Raw genomic sequence first — 17,898 nt, forward strand, 5'->3', positions numbered from 1 at the left:
TGGAGAATGTCAGCTGCTGGTGCCGGGGGCGGTGCGGCGCATGCCGTCGCGGGCCGGCGCGTAGCCGGGATTGAGCGTGTGGGCGCGATTGAAGGCCGCGAAGGCCGCGTCGCGCTCGCCGAGTTTCTCCAGCGCCAGGCCCTGGTTGGTCCAGCCCTGGTAATTGTCCTTGTCACGGCGGACGACGGCGTTGAAGTCGTCGAGGGCCGCCTTGTAGTCGCCGGTGGCGAGGTAGGACAGGCCGCGGCCGAGATGCGGGGCAGGGGCGTTCGGCACATAGGTCATCGACGCGGTGAAGTCGGCGATGGCGTCGTCGTGGCGGCCCTGGCCCTGGTAGATCAGCGCGCGGTTGTTGTAGGCCTTCGGGTCCGTCGGCTCGAGTTCGATCGCCTTCGAGAAATCGGCGAGCGCCAGGTCGATCTGGCCCTGCGAGCGATAGAGGTTGCCGCGGCCGACATAGGCTTCGTTGTAGCTCGGATTGATCTCGATCGAGCGATTGTAGTCGCTGAGGGCCTGGCCGTTCTGGTTCAGCTTGCGCTGCACGAGGGCGCGGTTCGAATAGGCCTGGTAGAAGCCTGGATTGATCTCGATCGCACGGTTGAAGTCGGCCAGCGCCTGATCGTAGCGGCCGGCTCGGCCGAGCGCCGTGCCACGAACATTGTAGCCCGAGGCGTCGCTCGGGTTCTGGTTCACGACGGCGGAGAGCGACGAGATATTGGCCTCGGAGCCCATGGCGCGGTCGACGTCGTCGAAGTCGTGGACGTTCGAGGCGGTCTGGCAGCCGGCCAACGCCAGAGCGCCGAGGATCGAACCGAGCAGCAGCGTCCGCGTCGGCCGGGTCGCGCCGTTCGAGAACGGGCCCGCGAGCGAAAGGCGATGCTGCGCCACCATGGACGTTGCTCCGAATGGGCGCCCATGGCGATCGAGCGGGCGCTAGACAACAAAAGGAAACGAGCCCGAATGAACGAGCTCGTTACCTTGGAACTTCAAGCGTAAGATAGGCGAAAGCAGGGCGGGACAGCCCGGGCCGTCACCGCCTCAGCGTATCAGCGCTTCGGCTTGGGAGCCGCAACGAGGCCGCCTTCGCGCTGGGCGCGCTTGCGGGCCAGCTTGCGAGCGCGACGGACGGCTTCCGCCTTCTCGCGAGCCTTCTTCTCGGAGGGCTTCTCATAGAAGTTGCGAAGCTTCATCTCGCGGAAGATGCCTTCACGCTGCATCTTCTTCTTGAGAGCCTTGAGCGCCTGATCGACGTTGTTGTCGCGAACGAGTACCTGCACGCGGGAGCGTCCTATCTTGATCCGGTCCGGATGAAATCTCGGGAGAGACGACGCCGGGCGACAGAAGCCGCCGATCAACACCGTCCCATTTGTGGTGGCTCTCTTAGCAGATGGGGCGAGGCCATGTCAAAGCGAAGCACTGCCAAAACAAGGTAAAATCTCGCCCTGGCCGGCCTGGCGTGTCATTTCTGCCTGCGATTGCGGACATCGGATCCGAATTCGGCCGGCGACGACACGCTGAATTCAAACAGAATCGGCGGCCGGGTGCAATTCTTCGCGACCGAGTCGCGGCGGGTCATCACGACATCGGGCGGATCCGGCCGGATCGCACGAAAAAGGCCCCGCCGATGGCGGGGCCTGCTGTCCGAGTCGTCCGGGCGCGGCGGCCGGGGAGGCGCTTTCGCGCCAGCCTCAATCCTCGTCGTCCTCGTCGACCGGCCCCTTCAGCGACTTCAGCTTGGCGAAGACGGCGTCGGCGTCGAGCTCGTCCTTGCTGGTCTCCTCGTGGCGATAGGAGCGCAGCGCAGCCGAGGCGAGCGCGTCGGCCGCGGTCGTCTCCTCGGTCGGCAGCAGCGTCTCGCCCTCGGCGCCCGGCTCGCGCGGCGGCGCGTTCTTGGCGGCTTTCTCGACTTCGAAGTCGAGATCGATCTGCGAGCAGAGGCCGAGCATGACCGGATCGGACGGCGTCAGGCTGGCGGAATTCCAGTGGCTGCGGTCACGGATCGAATCGATCGTCGGCTTGGTGGTGCCGACCAGGCGCATGATCGCCGCGTCCTTCAGTTCCGGATGGTTGCGCAGCAGCCAGAGGATGGCGTTCGGACGATCCTGACGGCGCGACACAGGGGTGTAGCGCGGACCCTTGCGCTTCTGCACCGGCACGCGGACGCGCGTCTCGGCCATCTTCAGCCGATACTTCGAATCCTTCTGGGCGCGGTCGATTTCCTCGCGCGTCAGCTGGCCGGTGGTGATCGGATCGAGTCCCTTGATGGTCTGCGCTGCCTCGCCATCCGCGATCGCCTTCACCTCGAGCGGGTGCAGCTTGCAGAAATCGGCGATCTGGTCGAAGCCGAGAGAGGTATTCTCGACGAGCCAGACGGCGGTTGCCTTCGGCATCAGCGGGATAGTCGACATAATTCTCTCCTGGTCGCTCTCCCGGTGGTCGGCCGGAGGAGCAGAGCAATCGTCTGAATGACGGGGATGGCCCGATATATAGACCGGCGCCCTCGACGACGCAAACAATGCTTGTTCACGCCCGCGGGCGCGCGGCCAGTCGCGCCCCCTCCATCGCCACCCGGACGAGCGGCTGCCGGATGCGGGCGCATCCGGCAGCCAGACGATCCTGCGGCGCGCCTACGGGGCGGGCTTGGCCGGTTCGGCCGGTGCCGGCGTCGCGGGAGCCGGGGTGGCGGGCTCCGGCGTTGCCGGAGCAGCCGGAGCAGGCGTTGCCGGGGCAGGCGTGGCCGGCTCTGCGGGCTTGGCCGGTTCAGCCGGCTTCGGAGCTTCCGCCGGAGCGGCCGGAGCAGGGGCCGGTGCCGATTGCTCGGTGGTGGTGGGAGCCGGCGGCGCGACAGGCGTGCGCGACTTCCACCAGAAATAGGCGATCACCAGGACGATGATGACGACGACGACCCAGACCCAAGTATTTTGGCGTTGCATGTTGTCCTCCGGGGTGCGTGCTGCACCGACAGCTGCAATCTTACATCGAATCGACCCATTCCACGAAGAGGAAACAATGGGTTACGTTTCGGACGGTCTCGAATTCTACTGCATCGAGGCTGATCTTGGTGGCCGGAGCCTGGGAATTCAGCCTCTATCCAGCGGCTCTCGGCAGGAAGGGGTGGTGTTACGCTGCGGTATGCGCCGAAACATCCTCCCCGCCCGAAAGCGCAACGGCTTTCGCGCGCCATGGTTTCATCGGACACGCATATAGTGCGCCTTCGGGCCGGGAGCAGCGCTCAGAGCGTCAGCACGATCTTGCCGATATGGCCCGAACTCTCCATCCGGCGATGGGCTTCCGCCGCCTGGGCGAGCGGGAAGGTGGCGTCGATGCGCGGCAATACCTCGCGCCGCTCGATCAGCGGCCAGACCTTCTCATGCAGCGCGCTGGCGATTCCCGCCTTGAAGGCGACCGTGCGGGGCCGCAGCGTCGAGCCGGTAAGCGTCAGCCGCTTGGCCAGAAGGCGGGTGAAATTGACGTCGGCGATGGCGCCGTTCAGGAAGGCGATCTGGCCGATATGACCGTCGAAGGCGGCCGCGTCGAAGTTGCGCTCGATATAGTCGCCGCCCACCATGTCGAGGATAACGTCGGCGCCATGGCCGTCTGTCGCTTCCTTCACCGCGGCGACGAAATCCTCCAGGTGGTAGTCGATCGCCCGGCTGGCGCCGAGTTCGACGCAGGCGGCGCATTTTTCCGGCGAGCCGGCCGTCGCCAGCACGGTGGCGCCGAACGCCTTCGCCAGCTGGATCGCCGTGGTGCCGATGCCGGAGGTGCCGCCATGGACCAGGAAGACGTCGCCGGCCTTCAGGCCACAGCGCTCGAACACATTGTGCCAGACGGTGAAGAAGGTCTCGGGCAGGGCGGCCGCCTCGACCAGGCTGAGGCCCTTCGGAACGGGGAGCGCGTTGGTCTCGTTGACGGCGACATATTCGGCGTAGCCGCCGCCGGCGACGAGCGCCGTGACCGCGTCGCCGATCTTGAAGCGGCTGGCGTTGCGGCCGAGCGCCACCACATGGCCGGCGACTTCCAGCCCCGGCAGGTCGGAGGCGCCCTTGGGCGGCGGGTAGTGGCCCTGGCGCTGCGCGACATCCGGCCGATTGACGCCGGCCGCCGCTACCTGGATCAGGATTTCATGTTCGAAGGGATGCGGCAGCGGGCGCCGCGTCGGCTGCAGCACGTCCGGCCCGCCGGGCTCGGAGATTGCCATCGCGGTCATGGTTTCGGGCAAGGCGTTCATCGGGCTCTCCTGCGGCTTCGACGCCCCTGGCTGGCAAAGGCGGATTCGATCTTGCTATCTTTGGCTCAGACGGGACCTGAAAACGAGATGGAGCGCATCATGGCTCTCTTCGACGACGCGCCGGTGGAAAAGCCGGTTCCCCACCGGATCGGCGAGGATCTCGGCCGACTCTCGATCGACGAGCTCACCGATCGGATCGCGCTGCTGGAGGCGGAAATCGGCCGGCTCCGCGAGGCGATCACTGCCAAGACGGCTTCGCGCGCCGCCGCCTCGTCCTTCTTCAAGAGCTAGCACGAGGACCTGGCAAGCCATTGCGAAGGCCCGGCACCCCCGCGCCCGCCGCGGGCGTGCCCCTTTGTCACAGCGGCCGATTCCCTGGCGTCAGGAGGCCGTTGCGCACGGCTCATTCTTTGACTTCCGTGCCGGCTGGCGGCAAAATCGCCAAAGACTTGCGCCCCGTTCGCATCTTGATGGACGAGCGCGGCTGCGCAATGGAATGGCCTCATGACAGACGATAGCCCTGGGCAGAGCAACGCGCCGGTCGTTTTCGGCAGGCGCTTCGCGTTTTCTGATACTTTCCGAGGACTTTTCCGGGAAGGGATGCTGCTCGTCGAGGAGACGGCGGCTTATCTCGACGGTGACGGCCGCGCCGAATCGCGCGATCTCGCCCGTGCCGCCTCGCTGACCTACGCGACCGAATCGATGCGCTTGACCACGCGGCTGATGCAGATCGCGTCGTGGTTGCTGCTGCAGCGCGCCGTCAACGAGGGCGAGATGACCTTCGAGCAGGCCGGCGCGGAGAAGGCCAAGGTGCGACTGCGCGGCTTCGGCACGCAGACCGAGGGCCCGAACTGGGCCGAGCTGCCGCTGCGCCTGCGCGAGCTGATCGAGCATTCGGTGCGGTTGCAGGAGCGCGTCATCCGCCTCGATGACGCCATGTACAATGCCGCCCAGGCCGAGGAGCCGGCGGAAAATCCCGTCAGCCGCCAGCTCGGCCAACTGGCGCGCGCCTTTGGCGCCGGTGGCGAATAGCCCCTCTTCGGACGCTCCCTGACAGATCGGACGGGCCGGCGGCGCGCGGAAGCGGCGCTGCCGGGTCCTTGCTGGCGCGTGCGCGACTTGTGGCGACCGGTTTCCTTCGGACAAACAAAAAGCCCGGCCAGAGGCCGGGCTTTTCGAAACGTCGTGCTTCGAGGGCGAATTAGCCGCCGATGAAGCCCTTGAACTTGTTGTTGAAGCGCGAGACGCGACCGCCGCGATCGAGCAGGGTCTGCGTGCCGCCGGTCCAGGCCGGGTGGGTCGTCGGGTCGATGTCGAGGTTCATGACCGCGCCTTCTTCACCATAGGTGGACTTGGTCAGATACTCGGTGCCGTTCGTCATCACGACCTTGATCGTGTGATAATCGGGATGAATGCCATTCTTCATTGTCTGGTCCTCGCGGCTCGGTCCGTTGGACCGCATGGTCGTCGCCCGCCGAAGCGGCAGCGCCGTCCTGATCAATGGGGAAAACGGCTGCTTGCGACGGGCCGTCCTGTGGGGCGACGATATAGCCCAGCGTTCCGGCCGGCACAAGAGGCGGCTTAGCTTGAAACACCGCCGCCATCGGTGCATCTAGGCGCCATCGAGGCGATCGCCTCCGCGAAGGATTGAGACGGGAGCCGATGGCGGACCGAGACGCGATACCGAGCGCCGCCGCGCGCGCTTCTGGAGTTTCTGACTCTGCGGCCGCCGCCGACGCTCCCAAGGGGGGGCGCCGCTCGCTGCGGCCGCTGGCGATGCTGCTTCCCTATGTGCTGCGCCGCAAGCCGCAACTGGTGGGCGCAATCCTCGCGCTCGTGATGGCGGCGTTGGCGACGCTGACCGTGCCGCTCGCCGTCCGCCGCATGATCGACCACGGCTTCACCGCCGACAGCGCCGGCACCATCAACGTCTATTTCATGGCGCTGATCGGCGTCGTCGCCGTGCTCGCCGCCGCTTCCAGCCTGCGCTTCTATTTCGTAACCTGGCTGGGGGAGCGCGTCGTCGCCGATCTGCGCGCCGATGTTTTCCGCCATCTGGCGGCCCTCGGCATCGACTTCTTCGACCGCAACCGATCCGGCGAGATCGCCTCGCGGCTGACCGCCGACACGACCCAGATCAAGGCGGTCGCCGGCGCCAACATCTCGATCGCGCTGCGTAACCTGGTGATGTTCCTCGGCGGCGTGACGATGATGATCGTCACCAGTCCGAAACTGTCGGGCATGGTGCTGATCGCGCTGCCGATCGTCGTGCTGCCGCTGGTCGGCTTCGGTCGCCGGGTGCGGCTGCGCTCGCGCAAGGCGCAGGACATGCTGGCGGATGCCTCGGCCTATGCGTCGGAGAGCATCGGCGCCATTCGCATCGTCCAGGCCTTCACCGCCGAGGCGACGGTGGCGCGCCGATTCGCCGACAGTGTCGAGGGCGCCTTCGTCGCCGCGCGCAATTCGACGGTGGCGCGCGCGGCGCTGACCGGCTTCGGCATCTTCATGGTCTTCGCCAGCATGGTGGCGGTGCTCTGGTGGGGCGCGCAGGACGTGCTCGCCGGCCGGATGACGCCGGGTACGCTCGGCCAGTTCCTGATCTACGCGGTGATCGCCGCCGGCGCACTCGGCGAGCTTTCGCAGGTCTGGGGCGATATCTCCAACGCCACCGGCGCGGCCGAGCGGTTGGCCGAGATCCTGGCGGAAAAGCCGTCGATCGCCGCCCCCGCCCGGCCGAAGCATCTGGCCGAGCCGGTTCGCGGCGGCCTTGCCTTCGAGGATGTCGGCTTCGCCTATCCCGAGGGTGGTCGCGGCGCTGCCATCCGCCATATCGGCTTCCGGGTCGAGCCCGGCGAGCGCGTGGCCGTCGTCGGCCCCTCCGGCGCCGGTAAGAGCACGCTCTTCAACTTGATCCTGCGCTTCTACGATCCGCAGCATGGCCGCGTGACGCTGGACGGCGTCGACATCCGCGAACTCGATCCGGTGGCGCTGCGCAGCCACATCGCCATCGTGCCGCAGGATACGGTCGTCTTCGCCGCGAGCGCCGCCGAGAACATCGCCATCGGCCGGCCCGGCGCGGACAGCTCCGCGGTCGAGCGCGCCGCCGTCTCCGCCCATGCGGACGGCTTCCTCGCCAGTCTGCCGGCCGGCTATGCGACCGAACTCGGCGAGCGCGGCGTGACGCTATCGGGCGGCCAGCGCCAGCGCATCGCCATCGCCCGCGCCATCCTGAAGGACGCGCCGATCCTGCTGCTCGACGAAGCGACCTCGGCCCTCGACGCCGAGAGCGAGGTGGCGGTGCAGTCGGCGCTCGACCAGCTGATGGAAGGCCGCACGACGATCGTCATCGCCCACCGGCTTGCGACCATCCTGAGCGCCGACCGCATCCTCGTCATGGATGGCGGCGCGATCGTCGAGGAGGGGACGCACGATTCCCTCGTGCGGCTCGGCGGCCTCTATGCCCGGCTGGCGCGGCTGCAGTTCCGCGAAGACGCGGCCTGACCTCAGGCGGCGGCGAGGCGTCCTCAGCTCAGTTCGGGATGTGGCGTGCAGCCCTCATCATTCCGAGGAGCCCGAAGGGGCGTCTCGAAGGATGCAGGGCGCTCATGGCCAAGCGCCCTGCAATTCCGACGTGCGTCCTTCGAGACGGCCTGCTTCACAGGCCTCCTCAGGAGGACGGGAATTGGGTCTGGCAGGCGAACAAAAGGGCGCATGCCTTCATGTCGACAATTGCTCTCTGCCCTCCGACCTAGACCGACGTCATCCCGGGCTTGACCCGGGATCCATCCAGCCGCGGGATTGGGAGGTCCGTGCGCCGAGGTTCATGCTGCATGGATCATCGCCTCCGCGAGAATGACGGCGGAGCGGAGGGCAGTGCGGCAAACCTCGTCCAGTCGCGAGGGCAAACTACCTTTCGGTCAGCTTCAGCTCGATGCGGCGATTGCGGGCATATGCGGCGTCGTCATTGCCCTGGACCAAGGGCTGGAACTCGCCGAAGCCGGCGGCGACCAGGTGGATCGGCTGCACGCCCTGATCGACCAGGAAGCGCACCACCGCGATGGCGCGGGCCGAGGACAGTTCCCAGTTGTTGCGGAAACGACCGGAGCCGGAAAGCGGACGCGCGTCGGTATGGCCGTCGACGCGCAGCACCCAGGCGATCTCGGGCGGGATCTCGCCTTCCAGCACCTTGAGCGCGTCGGCGAGCTTGGTCATCTCGACCCGGCCCTCTTCGTTGATCTCGTCCGAGCCGGACGGGAACAGCACTTCCGACTGGAAGACGAAGCGGTCGCCGACGATGGTGATGTCGGGCCGGTTGCCGAGGATCTCGCGCAGGCGGCCGAAGAAGTCGGAGCGATAGCGCGACAGTTCCTGCACGCGCTGCGCCAGCGCCACGTTCAGCCGGCGGCCGAGGTCGGCGATCTTGGTCTGGCTTTCGGTATCGCGCTTCTCCGAGGCGCCCAGCGCTTCTTCGAGCGCGCCGATCTGGCGGCGCAGCGCCGCGATCTGCTGGTTGAGGATCTCGACCTGCGACAGCGCCTTCTGGCTGACGACCTTCTCGTTCTCGAGCGCCTTGGTGATGATGGCGATCTGGCCCTCGGCCGAGCCGGCGGCGGCGGTCGAGCTGTCGGCGGCGCCCTTCAGGCGGTCGCGTTCCGCCTCGGCGGAGGCGAGGCTCGCCTGCAGATTGGCGAGCTGGTCGGCGACGTCCTGCTTGCCGGCGCGCTCCATCGCGAGCAACTCGGTCAACTCGGCGATCTGGCCGTTCAGCCGGTTCAGCACCGTGTCCTTGCCGGTGATCTCGCGGCTCTGCAGGAACTGCAGCAGCGCGAAGATCGACAGCAGGAAGATGAAGACGAGCAGCAGGTTCGACAGCACGTCGACAAACGCCGGCCAGACATCGCTCCTGGCCTCGCGGCGGCGGGCACGGGCGGCCACGCTTATTCTCCGGCCGGTTGCTTGAGGGCCCTGGCGATCACTTCAAGCAGCTGCTGCATCTCGCGCTGCTGGTCCGCCTGCTGCTCGACCCAGCCGCGCACCACCTGCTGTTCGCTGCGCATGTGCTGGACCAGGCCCTGGATGCCCTCGGCGAGGTTGGCCATCGCCGCGGTCGCGCGCTGCGTCGAGCCGCCGGCGCCGGCGCCGCCGCCTTCATGCACGGCGGCTGCCAGCCGTTCGATGGCGACGCGGAGATCCTCGCCCGAGGTGGCGCCTTCGCGCACGTCGAGCATGCTCGGGTCGAGATCGGTGACGGTGGAGAGCCAGTCTTCCAGCTCGGTATAGAACTTGTTCTGCGCCTGCCCGGCCTGCAGGTCGAGGAAGCCGAGGATCAGCGAACCGGCGAGGCCGAACAGCGAGGACGAGAACGCCGTGCCCATGCCGGTCAGCGGGCCCTCCAGGCCAGCCTTCAGGTCCTCGAAGATCACCGTGCTGTCGCCGGCGCCGATGTTGAGGCCGCGAATGGCGTCGGCGACGGCGCCGACGGTCTCGAGCAGGCCCCAGAAGGTGCCGAGAAGGCCGAGGAAGATCAGCAGGCCCGCCAGATAGCGCGACGTGTCGCGATCCTCGTCCAGGCGCATCAGGATCGAATCGAGCACCGAGCGCATCGTCTGGGTCGAGATCGACATGCGGCCGAGGCGGTCGCCGAGGATCGCCGCCATCGGCGCGAGCAGCACCGGGGCGCGCTCCAGCTCGATCGAGCGGTCGGAATTGCGGAAGCCGTTGACCCAGCGGATTTCCGGGAAGATGCGGATCACCTGCCGGAAGGCCAGCAGAATGCCGATGAACAGCACGCCGATGATGACGCCGTTCAGGGCCGGGTTGGCGAGGAAGGACGTATAGACCTGGCGATAGAGGATCAGCGCGACGAAGGCGGCGATGACCAGGAAGATGATCATCCGCCACAGATAGACCTGCGGGCTGGCAAGTTTGTAAGGGTCGAAGTCTCTTGCCATCGTTCTCCGCCGGATCACGCTGCGTCTCGTTTCGCCTTCGCGCATCCTGGCCCAGCGATTTCCGCTGGCCGAAGCGATGCGCCAAGTCCGGTTCGAGAGTGCCAGTTCTTGCTCCGGAATGCGGCGACAGCAAGCCGCGCCGCATTCCGTCGATCAAGGTTTAACGTGATTTGACAGAGGATAGAAAGTCCCTAACGCAAGCGTCCGTCACGATGGACTCCCTGCCTCCGTCGACGCGTGGCGTCAGGCGATCTCGCGCTCCAGTTCCGGCGTCCACTGGCCGAGCGCGGCGAGGCCGTTCATGCGGCTGCGGTGCAGGAACGCGGCCTGGCCGGCGGCGATGTTCTCGCGCTTGCCGCCCCATGCCTTGAGGGCGGCCGCCTGCAGCGCGCGGCCGTAGGAGAAGGTGATCGCCCACGGACGGTCCGGGATCTGGTTGATCCGAGACAGGTGCTCGGTGGCCAGCACGTCGGACTGGCCGCCCGACAGGAAGGCGATGCCGGGCACGCTGGTCGGGACGGTGGCGTGGAAGGCGGCAACGGTGCGCTCGGCGACTTCCGTCGTCGAGGCGTTCTGGCCGCTGTCCTTGCCGGGAACGACCATGTTCGGCTTCAGGATCATGCCGGTCAGGTCGACGCGGGCGCGTTCCAGCTCCTCGAACACGGAAGCGAGCGTCGCCTCGGTCACCTTCTGGCAGGTCTCGATCGTGTGGGTGGCGTTCGGATTGTCCATCAGGACTTCCGGCTCGACGATCGGGACGATGCCGTTCTCCTGGCAGAGCGCCGCATAGCGGGCGAGCGCATGGGCGTTGGCCGAGATCGCGCCGGGCGTCGGCAGGCCGGCGCCGATGGTGATGACCGCGCGCCACTTCGCGAAGCGGGCGCCGAGCTTGTGGTACTCGACCAGGCGCTCGCGCAGGCCGTCGAGGCCCTCGGTGATGGTTTCGCCGGGGTAGAGGGCGAGGGGCTTGGCGCCCATGTCGACCTTGATGCCGGGGATCGAGTTGTTGGCCTGGATCAGCTGCACCAGCGGCCGGCCGTCGCGGGCCGACTGGCGGATGGTCTCATCGAACAGGATGACGCCGGAGATGTGTTCGCGCATCGCCGTCTCGGCCGAGAACAGCATTTCGCGATAGTCGCGGCGGTTGTCCGCCGTCGATTCCAGCCCGATGGAATCGAACCGCTTCTTGATCGTGCTCGAGCTTTCGTCGGCCGCGAGGATGCCCTTTCCGGGGGCGACCAGACGACGGGCAATATCCTGAAGGCTCTCGGTCATGCGGTGCGATCTCTTCCCAAACGCGGTCCTGGACCGTCCAGGCCGTCCGCAGGACGCATACCGCGTCGGAATAGATTTTGCACTGCAAAATAAAACAACTTCCAAGTCGTCAGAACTCGGAAGTTGTTTAATTTTAACGATCAAATTATCGCAACGATAGCGCGAATTGCTTGGTTGCGGTCCGCGATACTCAGCCGTTCTGCCGCAGCACTTCGACGCCGGGCAGGGGCTTGCCTTCAAGCCACTCCAGGAAGGCGCCGCCGGCGGTCGAGACATAGGAGAAGTCGTCGGCGACGCCGGCATGGTTGAGCGCCGCCACCGTGTCGCCGCCGCCGGCGACCGACAGGAGCTGGCCGGCCTTGGTGCGCTTGGCGGCATGGCGGGCCGCCTCGACCGTGCCGCGGTCGAACGGCTCCATCTCGAAGGCGCCGAGCGGGCCGTTCCAGACGAGCGTCGCCGCCTCGTCGATGGCGGCGTTGATGCGCTCGACCGACAGACCGCCGACGTCGAGGATCATGCCGTCCTCGGGGATGGCGTCGACGCCGTAGGTCTGGGTCGGCGCATGGGCCTGGAAGTGATAGGCGACGGTGGCATCGACCGGCAGGATGATGGCGCAGTTCGATTCCTGCGCCTTGGCCATGATGCGGCGGGCGGTGTCGGCGAGGTCCTTCTCGCAGAGCGACTTGCCGACCGGATAGCCCTGGGCGTGCAGGAAGGTGTTGGCCATGCCGCCGCCGATCACCAGCGCCTCGACCTTGGTGACGAGGTTTTCAAGCAGCTCGATCTTGGACGAGACCTTGGCGCCGCCGACGAGCGCGATCACCGGGCGCTGCGGGCTGGTCAGCGCCTTCTCCAGCGCCTCCAGCTCGGCCTGCATGGCGCGGCCGGCATAGGCGGGCAGCTGGTGGGCGAGGCCCTCGGTCGAGGAATGGGCGCGATGGGCGGCCGAGAAGGCGTCGTTCACATAGACGTCGCCGAGTTCGGCGAGAGCGCTCGTGAAGATCGGATCGTCCTTCTCCTCGCCCTTGTGGAAGCGGGTGTTCTCGAGCAGCAGCACGTCGCCGTCCGACAGCTTGGCGATCGCCTGGGCGGCGTCGTTGCCGATGCAGTCATTGGCGAAGCCGACGGGGCGGCCGAGCAGGGTCTCCAGCGCCGGCACGACGGGGGCGAGCGACATTTCGGGCACGCGCTCGCCCTTGGGACGGCCGAAATGGGCCAGCAGGATCGCCTTGCCGCCGCGCTTCGACACGTCGCGGACGGTCGGCAGGATGGCGCGGATGCGCGTGTCGTCCGAAACCATGCCGTCCTTCATCGGGACGTTGAGGTCGACGCGGATCAGGACGCGCTTGCCCTTGATGTCGGCGGTATCGAGGGTTCGGAAGGTCGACATGCGCGCTCTCTCCTACAGGGCGTCGATCGCCCGAAATGTGAAAATGGCCCGGAGGGTGTCCGGGCCATCTGGTTCTAGCTGATCTGGTTTCGCCGGATCAAATCGTCTTTGGCGCGAGAGCCCCGAACGATCCGATCGCGATGTCAGATCGTCTTCGCGAAATAGGCCGCCATGTCGGCCATGCGGTTCGAGAAGCCCCACTCGTTGTCGTACCAGGCCAGCACGCGGACGAAGTTGCCGTCGATGACCTTGGTCTGGTCGAGGTGGAACGTCGCCGAATGCGGGTCGTGGTTGAAGTCGTGCGAGACGTTCGGCTGGTCGGTGATCGCGAGCACGCCCTTGAGCGGGCCGGCAGCGGCCGCCTTCATCGCCGCGTTGACCTCGTCGATGGTCGTCGCGCGCTTGGCGACGAACTTCAGGTCGATCAGCGAGACGTTCGGCGTCGGCACGCGGATCGACGAACCGTCGAGCTTGCCCTTCAGTTCCGGGATCACGAGGCCGATCGCCTTGGCGGCGCCGGTCGAGGTCGGGATCGAGGAGAGCGCCGCCGCGCGGGCGCGGTAGAGATCCTTGTGCATGGTGTCGAGCGTCGGCTGGTCGCCGGTGTAGGAATGCACCGTCGTCATGAAGCCGTGCTCGATGCCGACCGTCTCCTGCAGGACCTTGGCGACAGGCGCCAGGCAGTTGGTGGTGCAGGAACCGTTCGAGATCACCAGGTGGTCCTTGGTCAGGCCCTCATGGTTGACGCCGAAGACGGCGGTGTAGTCGGCGCCGTCGGCCGGGGCCGAGACGATAACGCGCTTGGCGCCAGCGGTCAGGTGCGCGGCGGCCTTTTCGCGGCTGGTGAAGATGCCCGTGCACTCGAGCGCGATGTCGATGCCGAGCTCCTTGTGCGGCAGCTCGGCCGGATTCTTGATCGCCGTCACCTTGATGCGGTTCTTGCCGATGACGAGCGTGTCGCCGTCGACGACCACTTCATGCGGGAAGCGGCCATGGACCGAATCGAAGCGGAGCAGGTGGGCGTTGGTCTCGACCGGGCCGAGATCGTTGACCGCGACGACCTCGATGTCGGTCCGGCCCGACTCGACGATCGCACGAAGGATGTTCCGGCCAATCCGACCGAAGCCGTTGATAGCTACCCGCACCGCCATATTCGATCTCCTTGAGGCGCGCATCGCGCCTTCGTCCAGGTCGGCCGGGCGCGTGCCCGGCCGGGGTTCAGTTCATTGGGTTCAGGCGTTGGACTTCAGCCGTGCCAGCGCCGCATCGGCGGCGTGCTGCGCCGTGATGCCGAAGTACTCGTAGAGCTTGTCGGCCGGCGCGCTGGCGCCGAAGCCGTTCATGCCGATGAAGATGCCGTCATTGCCGATGACGCGGTCCCAGCCGAGGCGGATCGCCGCCTCGATGCCGACGCGCACCTTCGAATTGCCGATGGTCGCCGCCTTGTAGGCGTCGTCCTGCGCTTCGAACAGCTCGAAGCTCGGGACCGAGACGACGCGGGCCGTGTGGCCGGCTTCCTCGATCTTCGCCTTGGCGTTGACGGCGATCTCGACCTCGGAACCGGTCGCGAACAGCGTCACGTCGGCCTCGGCCGGGCCGGCGAGCAGGTAGGCGCCCTTGGCCGACTTGTTCTCGCTGACATGCTCGGTGCGCAGCGTCGGCAGGTTCTGGCGCGACAGCGCCAGCACCGACGGGTTCTTCGGGCTCTCGATCGCGATCTGCCAGACTTCCGCCGCCTCGACGGCGTCGGCCGGGCGGAAGACGAGCATGTTCGGGATGGCGCGCAGCGCCGCCAGGTGCTCGACCGGCTGGTGCGTCGGGCCGTCCTCGCCGAGGCCGATCGAGTCATGCGTCATGACGTAGATCACGCGCTCATGCATCAGCGCCGAGAGGCGCATCGCCGGGCGGGCATAATCGGTGAACACCAAGAAGGTGCCGCCATAGGGGATGAAGCCGCCATGCAGCGCGATGCCGTTCATCGCCGCCGACATGCCGAATTCGCGGATGCCGTAGTGGATGTAGCGGCCCGAATAATCGTCCGGCGTCAGCGGCTGCTGGCTCTTGGCGCGGGTCAGGTTCGAACCGGTCAGGTCGGCCGAGCCGCCGGCGAGTTCCGGCACGACGGTCGCCAGCATGTCGAGCGCCATTTCGGACGACTTGCGGGTCGCGACCTTCGGCTTCGTCTCCGACAGGGTCTTCTTGTAGGCGTCGATGGCGGCGTCGAGGCCGGCCGGCAGCTCGCCCTTCATGCGGCGCTCGAATTCCGAGCGCACGGCGGCGTCGGTGGCGGCGAGGCGGGCTTCCCACTCGGTGCGGGGCGCCGCGAGCTTCGCTGCCGCGCCATGCCAGTCGGCATAGACATCGTCCGGAATCTCGAACGGGGCGTAGGGCCAGCCAAGCGCCTCGCGGGCGCCGGCGATTTCCTTGTCGCCGAGCGCCGAGCCGTGCGAGGCGTGGCTGTCGGCCTTGGTCGGCGCGCCATAGCCGATGATCGTCTTGCAGGCGATCATGCTCGGGCGGTCGGAATTGCGGGCGCGCTCGATGGCGGCGGCGACCGCCTCCGGATCGAGGCCGTCGACGCGCTCGGCGTTCCAGCCGCTCGCCTTGAAGCGGGCGACCTGGTCGACCGAGGTCGAGAGATCGGTGTGGCCGTCGATGGTGATGCCGTTGTCGTCGAACAGCACGATCAGCTTGTTCAGCTTCAGGTGGCCGGCGAGGTCGATCGCCTCATGGCTGACGCCTTCCATCAGGCAGCCGTCGCCGGCGATCACATAGGTGTAGTGATCGACGAGGCCGTCGCCATATTCGGCATTCAGCATGCGCTCGGCCAGCGCGAAGCCGACCGACATGGCGAGACCCTGGCCGAGCGGGCCCGTGGTGGTCTCGACGCCCGGCGTCACGAAGTTCTCGGGATGGCCCGGCGTCTTCGAGTGAAGCTGGCGGAAATTCTGCAGCTCGCTGATCGGCAGTTCCTTGGAGCCGAGCAGATGCAGCACGGAATAGAGCAGCATCGAGCCATGGCCGGCCGACAGGATGAAGCGGTCGCGATCCGGCCAGTGCGGCTGGTTGACGTCGTATTTCAGGAAGCGCGTGAACAGCACCGTGGCGACATCGGCCATGCCCATCGGCATGCCGGGATGGCCGGACTTGGCCTTTTCGACCGAATCCATCGCGAGCGCACGGATGGCGTTCGCCATGCGCTTGTGAGTCTCAGGAGCTGTCATATCTGCTTCCACGCTTGTGGGCCGGACCGCTGCTCACTGATCGAGCAGCGAGCGGCCTCGTTGTTTTGTGGGGGTCTGTACCCGGCCGCCGACCGTCGCGGAAAGGCGCTGCGACAAATAACAGACCACCTTGGTGAGTCAATCTCGTGACCACGTCGCACAACCGGCGCGCGCCCCGGAAATGCGCGGAGAATCCCCGCCGCAGCTTAGGCCATTGACGCCCTGTTTCGGGCCTGCCTAATGTCCGGGACGATTTCAGGCCGGCTGCATCAGGGAGATTCCGCCACAATGCGAGGGGCGTCGCCCATTGACGGTGCGTTGCGGCGCTTGAGCGCGGCGCTGGACGGGCTGGAGGGCGCGGTCGATCGCCGCCTGAATGCCGGGGCGCGCCTCGGCGAGATCGAAATCGAAATGCAGCGCATCGGCCTCGACCGTTCGCGGCTGGCCCAGTCGGTCGATGCGGCGGAGGCCCGTTCCGAGCGCCTGGAAGAAGCCAACAAGGAAGTTTCCCGCCGTCTCGTCGCCGCCATGGAAACGATTCGTTCCGTGCTCGAGCGGAATGACGGCTGACCGGAGCGACAATGCCGCAAGTCAACGTCACGATTAACGGCAAGACCTACCGCATGGCCTGCGACGACGGCCAGGAGGCGCATCTCGAGGGCCTGGCCGATCGCTTGAACGAGATCATCGGCCAGCTGCGCCAGAGTTTCGGCGAGATCGGCGACCAACGCCTGACCGTCATGGCGGCGATCACCATGGGCGACGACCTGGCCGAGGCGCATCGGCGCATCCGCCGGCTGGAGTCGGAACTCGCCGCCGTCAACGAGACCAAGACCGCCGTGATTTCCCGCTTCGAGGAGTCGGAGGCGAGCATCGCCCGCGCCATCGACCAAGCGGCCGGCCGGCTCGAGAGCCTGGCCCAGAAGCTCGTCTCCGGCGACAAGCGCGACTGATCCGCGCCCACGCGCAGCCGGCAGAAAAAAAGTCCTGCGCACATCGCGTCGAGATTGCTGGCTAAGCGGTCAGCGGTCCCCTATATTTGGGGTCGGCGAGGCTGCGCGGTGCGACAGGAGCTCACAATTCCCCGGGGCCTTATCGATCCAAAAGGGAGCTGTCCCTGACCGGAGCCCTGGTTCCGGACATACGGCGCCCACCTACGCTGTAGGTTCCCGGGATCGATCACTCCATCGGCCCATCGTGGCTCGCCACCCTTCTTTCCTTCCAGTTTTTCCATTGCCGTGACGAACAAGAACCAGCTTCGCGCCGCCGCCCTTGCCCGACGCGATGCCGTCGGTTCCTCGTCGCGCGCCGCTGCCCGCGAGCGGATCCTCGATCATGCCGGACCGCTGTTCGACCGGCCGGGCCGGGTCGTCTCCGGCTACTGGCCGATCCGCAGCGAGGCCGATCCCGGGCCGCTGCTCGACCGGGCCCGGCAGGCCGGCGCGACGATCGCGCTGCCGGTCCTGCTCGACGCGGAGACGCTTCTGTTCCGTCGCTGGGACCCCGGCGCCGTGCTCGAGCCGGCCGGTTTCGGCACGGTCGGCCCTTCCGTCGCCGCGCCTTTCGTCATTCCCGACATCGTCATCCTGCCGCTCGCCGCCTTCGACCGGCGCGGCCATCGGATCGGCTATGGCAAGGGCCACTACGACCGCGCCGTCGCCGGTCTGTTCGCCTCGGGGAGGCGGCCTTTGCTGGTTGGGCTTGCCTTCGCGGTGCAGGAGGTCGACAAAGTTCCCTTTGAGCCGCACGACATCCCCCTCGACTTCATCCTGACCGAGGAAGAACTGATCGCTGCGCCGAAACATGGCTGACCGATCAAGGGGGTTT

General features: G+C 67.0%; 18 protein-coding genes and 1 other RNA gene. 7 read left to right on the plus strand and 12 right to left on the minus strand.

The window, feature by feature from the left end; genetic code table 11:
* Window positions 1-9: 9 nt before the first annotated feature.
* The 5 genes from OSH07_RS18845 to OSH07_RS18865 all read right to left on the minus strand — a co-directional run bounded on the left by OSH07_RS18845 (window position 10) and on the right by OSH07_RS18865 (window position 4,231).
* Window positions 10-891 (minus strand): tetratricopeptide repeat protein, encoded by an 882-nt coding sequence (locus tag OSH07_RS18845; protein WP_266340224.1) that lies wholly within the window; start codon window positions 889-891, stop codon window positions 10-12.
* Window positions 892-1,046: 155 nt separating this feature from the next.
* Window positions 1,047-1,277, minus strand: a complete 231-nt coding sequence (rpsU, locus tag OSH07_RS18850) for a 30S ribosomal protein S21 (protein ID WP_201400796.1) — start codon at window positions 1,275-1,277, stop codon at window positions 1,047-1,049.
* A 411-nt stretch (window positions 1,278-1,688) separates the two neighbouring features.
* Entirely contained in the window at window positions 1,689-2,408 is a 720-nt protein-coding gene (locus OSH07_RS18855) for a DUF1013 domain-containing protein (RefSeq protein WP_266340225.1), read from the minus strand.
* A 219-nt stretch (window positions 2,409-2,627) separates the two neighbouring features.
* Complete coding sequence (locus OSH07_RS18860) at window positions 2,628-2,933, minus strand: hypothetical protein (RefSeq protein WP_266340226.1); 306 nt, start codon at window positions 2,931-2,933, stop codon at window positions 2,628-2,630.
* 299 nt (window positions 2,934-3,232) lie between these two features.
* Window positions 3,233-4,231 carry an NAD(P)H-quinone oxidoreductase gene (locus OSH07_RS18865; protein WP_266340227.1) on the minus strand — a complete coding sequence of 333 codons (999 nt, stop codon included), beginning with the start codon at window positions 4,229-4,231 and terminating at the stop codon, window positions 3,233-3,235.
* Between the two features lie 99 nt (window positions 4,232-4,330).
* Here OSH07_RS18865 and OSH07_RS18870 point away from each other — a divergent pair, with 99 nt between their 5' ends.
* Entirely contained in the window at window positions 4,331-4,522 is a 192-nt protein-coding gene (locus OSH07_RS18870; RefSeq protein WP_266340228.1) for a DUF1192 domain-containing protein, read from the plus strand.
* A 213-nt stretch (window positions 4,523-4,735) separates the two neighbouring features.
* On the plus strand, window positions 4,736-5,263 hold the full coding sequence (gene rcdA, locus OSH07_RS18875) for a protease adaptor protein RcdA (protein WP_266340229.1): 528 nt from the start codon (window positions 4,736-4,738) through the stop codon (window positions 5,261-5,263).
* A gap of 169 nt (window positions 5,264-5,432) precedes the next feature.
* On the opposite strand, the gene rpmE is transcribed toward rcdA, so the two are convergent.
* On the minus strand, window positions 5,433-5,657 hold the full coding sequence (gene rpmE, locus OSH07_RS18880) for a 50S ribosomal protein L31 (RefSeq protein ID WP_266340230.1): 225 nt from the start codon (window positions 5,655-5,657) through the stop codon (window positions 5,433-5,435).
* Between the two features lie 236 nt (window positions 5,658-5,893).
* Here rpmE and OSH07_RS18885 point away from each other — a divergent pair, with 236 nt between their 5' ends.
* The gene (locus tag OSH07_RS18885) at window positions 5,894-7,732 is read left to right on the plus strand and encodes an ABC transporter transmembrane domain-containing protein (RefSeq protein ID WP_266340231.1); all 1,839 of its coding nucleotides are present in this window, start codon (window positions 5,894-5,896) and stop codon (window positions 7,730-7,732) included.
* A gap of 405 nt (window positions 7,733-8,137) precedes the next feature.
* Here OSH07_RS18885 and OSH07_RS18890 read toward each other — a convergent pair whose 3' ends face one another.
* The 6 genes from OSH07_RS18890 to tkt form a co-directional block, all read right to left on the minus strand.
* Complete coding sequence (locus OSH07_RS18890) at window positions 8,138-9,166, minus strand: peptidoglycan -binding protein (RefSeq protein ID WP_266340232.1); 1,029 nt, start codon at window positions 9,164-9,166, stop codon at window positions 8,138-8,140.
* Between the two features lie 2 nt (window positions 9,167-9,168).
* Window positions 9,169-10,182 carry a flagellar motor protein MotA gene (locus OSH07_RS18895; RefSeq protein ID WP_266340233.1) on the minus strand — a complete coding sequence of 338 codons (1,014 nt, stop codon included), beginning with the start codon at window positions 10,180-10,182 and terminating at the stop codon, window positions 9,169-9,171.
* Window positions 10,183-10,425: 243 nt separating this feature from the next.
* Window positions 10,426-11,457: a class I fructose-bisphosphate aldolase gene (locus OSH07_RS18900; protein ID WP_266340234.1), complete on the minus strand. Its 1,032-nt coding sequence runs from the start codon at window positions 11,455-11,457 to the stop codon at window positions 10,426-10,428.
* 190 nt (window positions 11,458-11,647) lie between these two features.
* The gene (locus OSH07_RS18905) at window positions 11,648-12,847 is read right to left on the minus strand and encodes a phosphoglycerate kinase (protein WP_266340235.1); all 1,200 of its coding nucleotides are present in this window, start codon (window positions 12,845-12,847) and stop codon (window positions 11,648-11,650) included.
* Between the two features lie 143 nt (window positions 12,848-12,990).
* Entirely contained in the window at window positions 12,991-13,998 is a 1,008-nt protein-coding gene (gene gap / locus OSH07_RS18910; RefSeq protein ID WP_266340236.1) for a type I glyceraldehyde-3-phosphate dehydrogenase, read from the minus strand.
* 81 nt (window positions 13,999-14,079) lie between these two features.
* On the minus strand, window positions 14,080-16,071 hold the full coding sequence (gene tkt / locus OSH07_RS18915; protein WP_266340237.1) for a transketolase: 1,992 nt from the start codon (window positions 16,069-16,071) through the stop codon (window positions 14,080-14,082).
* Window positions 16,072-16,359: 288 nt separating this feature from the next.
* Between tkt and OSH07_RS18920 the strand changes: the two genes are divergently transcribed.
* The 4 genes from OSH07_RS18920 to OSH07_RS18935 all read left to right on the plus strand — a co-directional run bounded on the left by OSH07_RS18920 (window position 16,360) and on the right by OSH07_RS18935 (window position 17,882).
* Window positions 16,360-16,641 (plus strand): DUF4164 domain-containing protein, encoded by a 282-nt coding sequence (locus OSH07_RS18920; protein ID WP_266340345.1) that lies wholly within the window; start codon window positions 16,360-16,362, stop codon window positions 16,639-16,641.
* Window positions 16,642-16,652: 11 nt separating this feature from the next.
* Window positions 16,653-17,024 (plus strand): cell division protein ZapA, encoded by a 372-nt coding sequence (locus OSH07_RS18925; protein WP_266340238.1) that lies wholly within the window; start codon window positions 16,653-16,655, stop codon window positions 17,022-17,024.
* 95 nt (window positions 17,025-17,119) lie between these two features.
* Window positions 17,120-17,278, plus strand: a non-coding RNA gene (gene ssrS / locus OSH07_RS18930) — 6S RNA.
* Window positions 17,279-17,309: 31 nt separating this feature from the next.
* On the plus strand, window positions 17,310-17,882 hold the full coding sequence (locus OSH07_RS18935; protein ID WP_266340239.1) for a 5-formyltetrahydrofolate cyclo-ligase: 573 nt from the start codon (window positions 17,310-17,312) through the stop codon (window positions 17,880-17,882).
* The last annotated feature ends 16 nt before the right edge of the window (window positions 17,883-17,898 follow it).

The sequence above is a fragment of the Kaistia nematophila genome, assembly GCF_026343855.1.
Taxonomy (GTDB): domain Bacteria; phylum Pseudomonadota; class Alphaproteobacteria; order Rhizobiales; family Kaistiaceae; genus Kaistia; species Kaistia nematophila.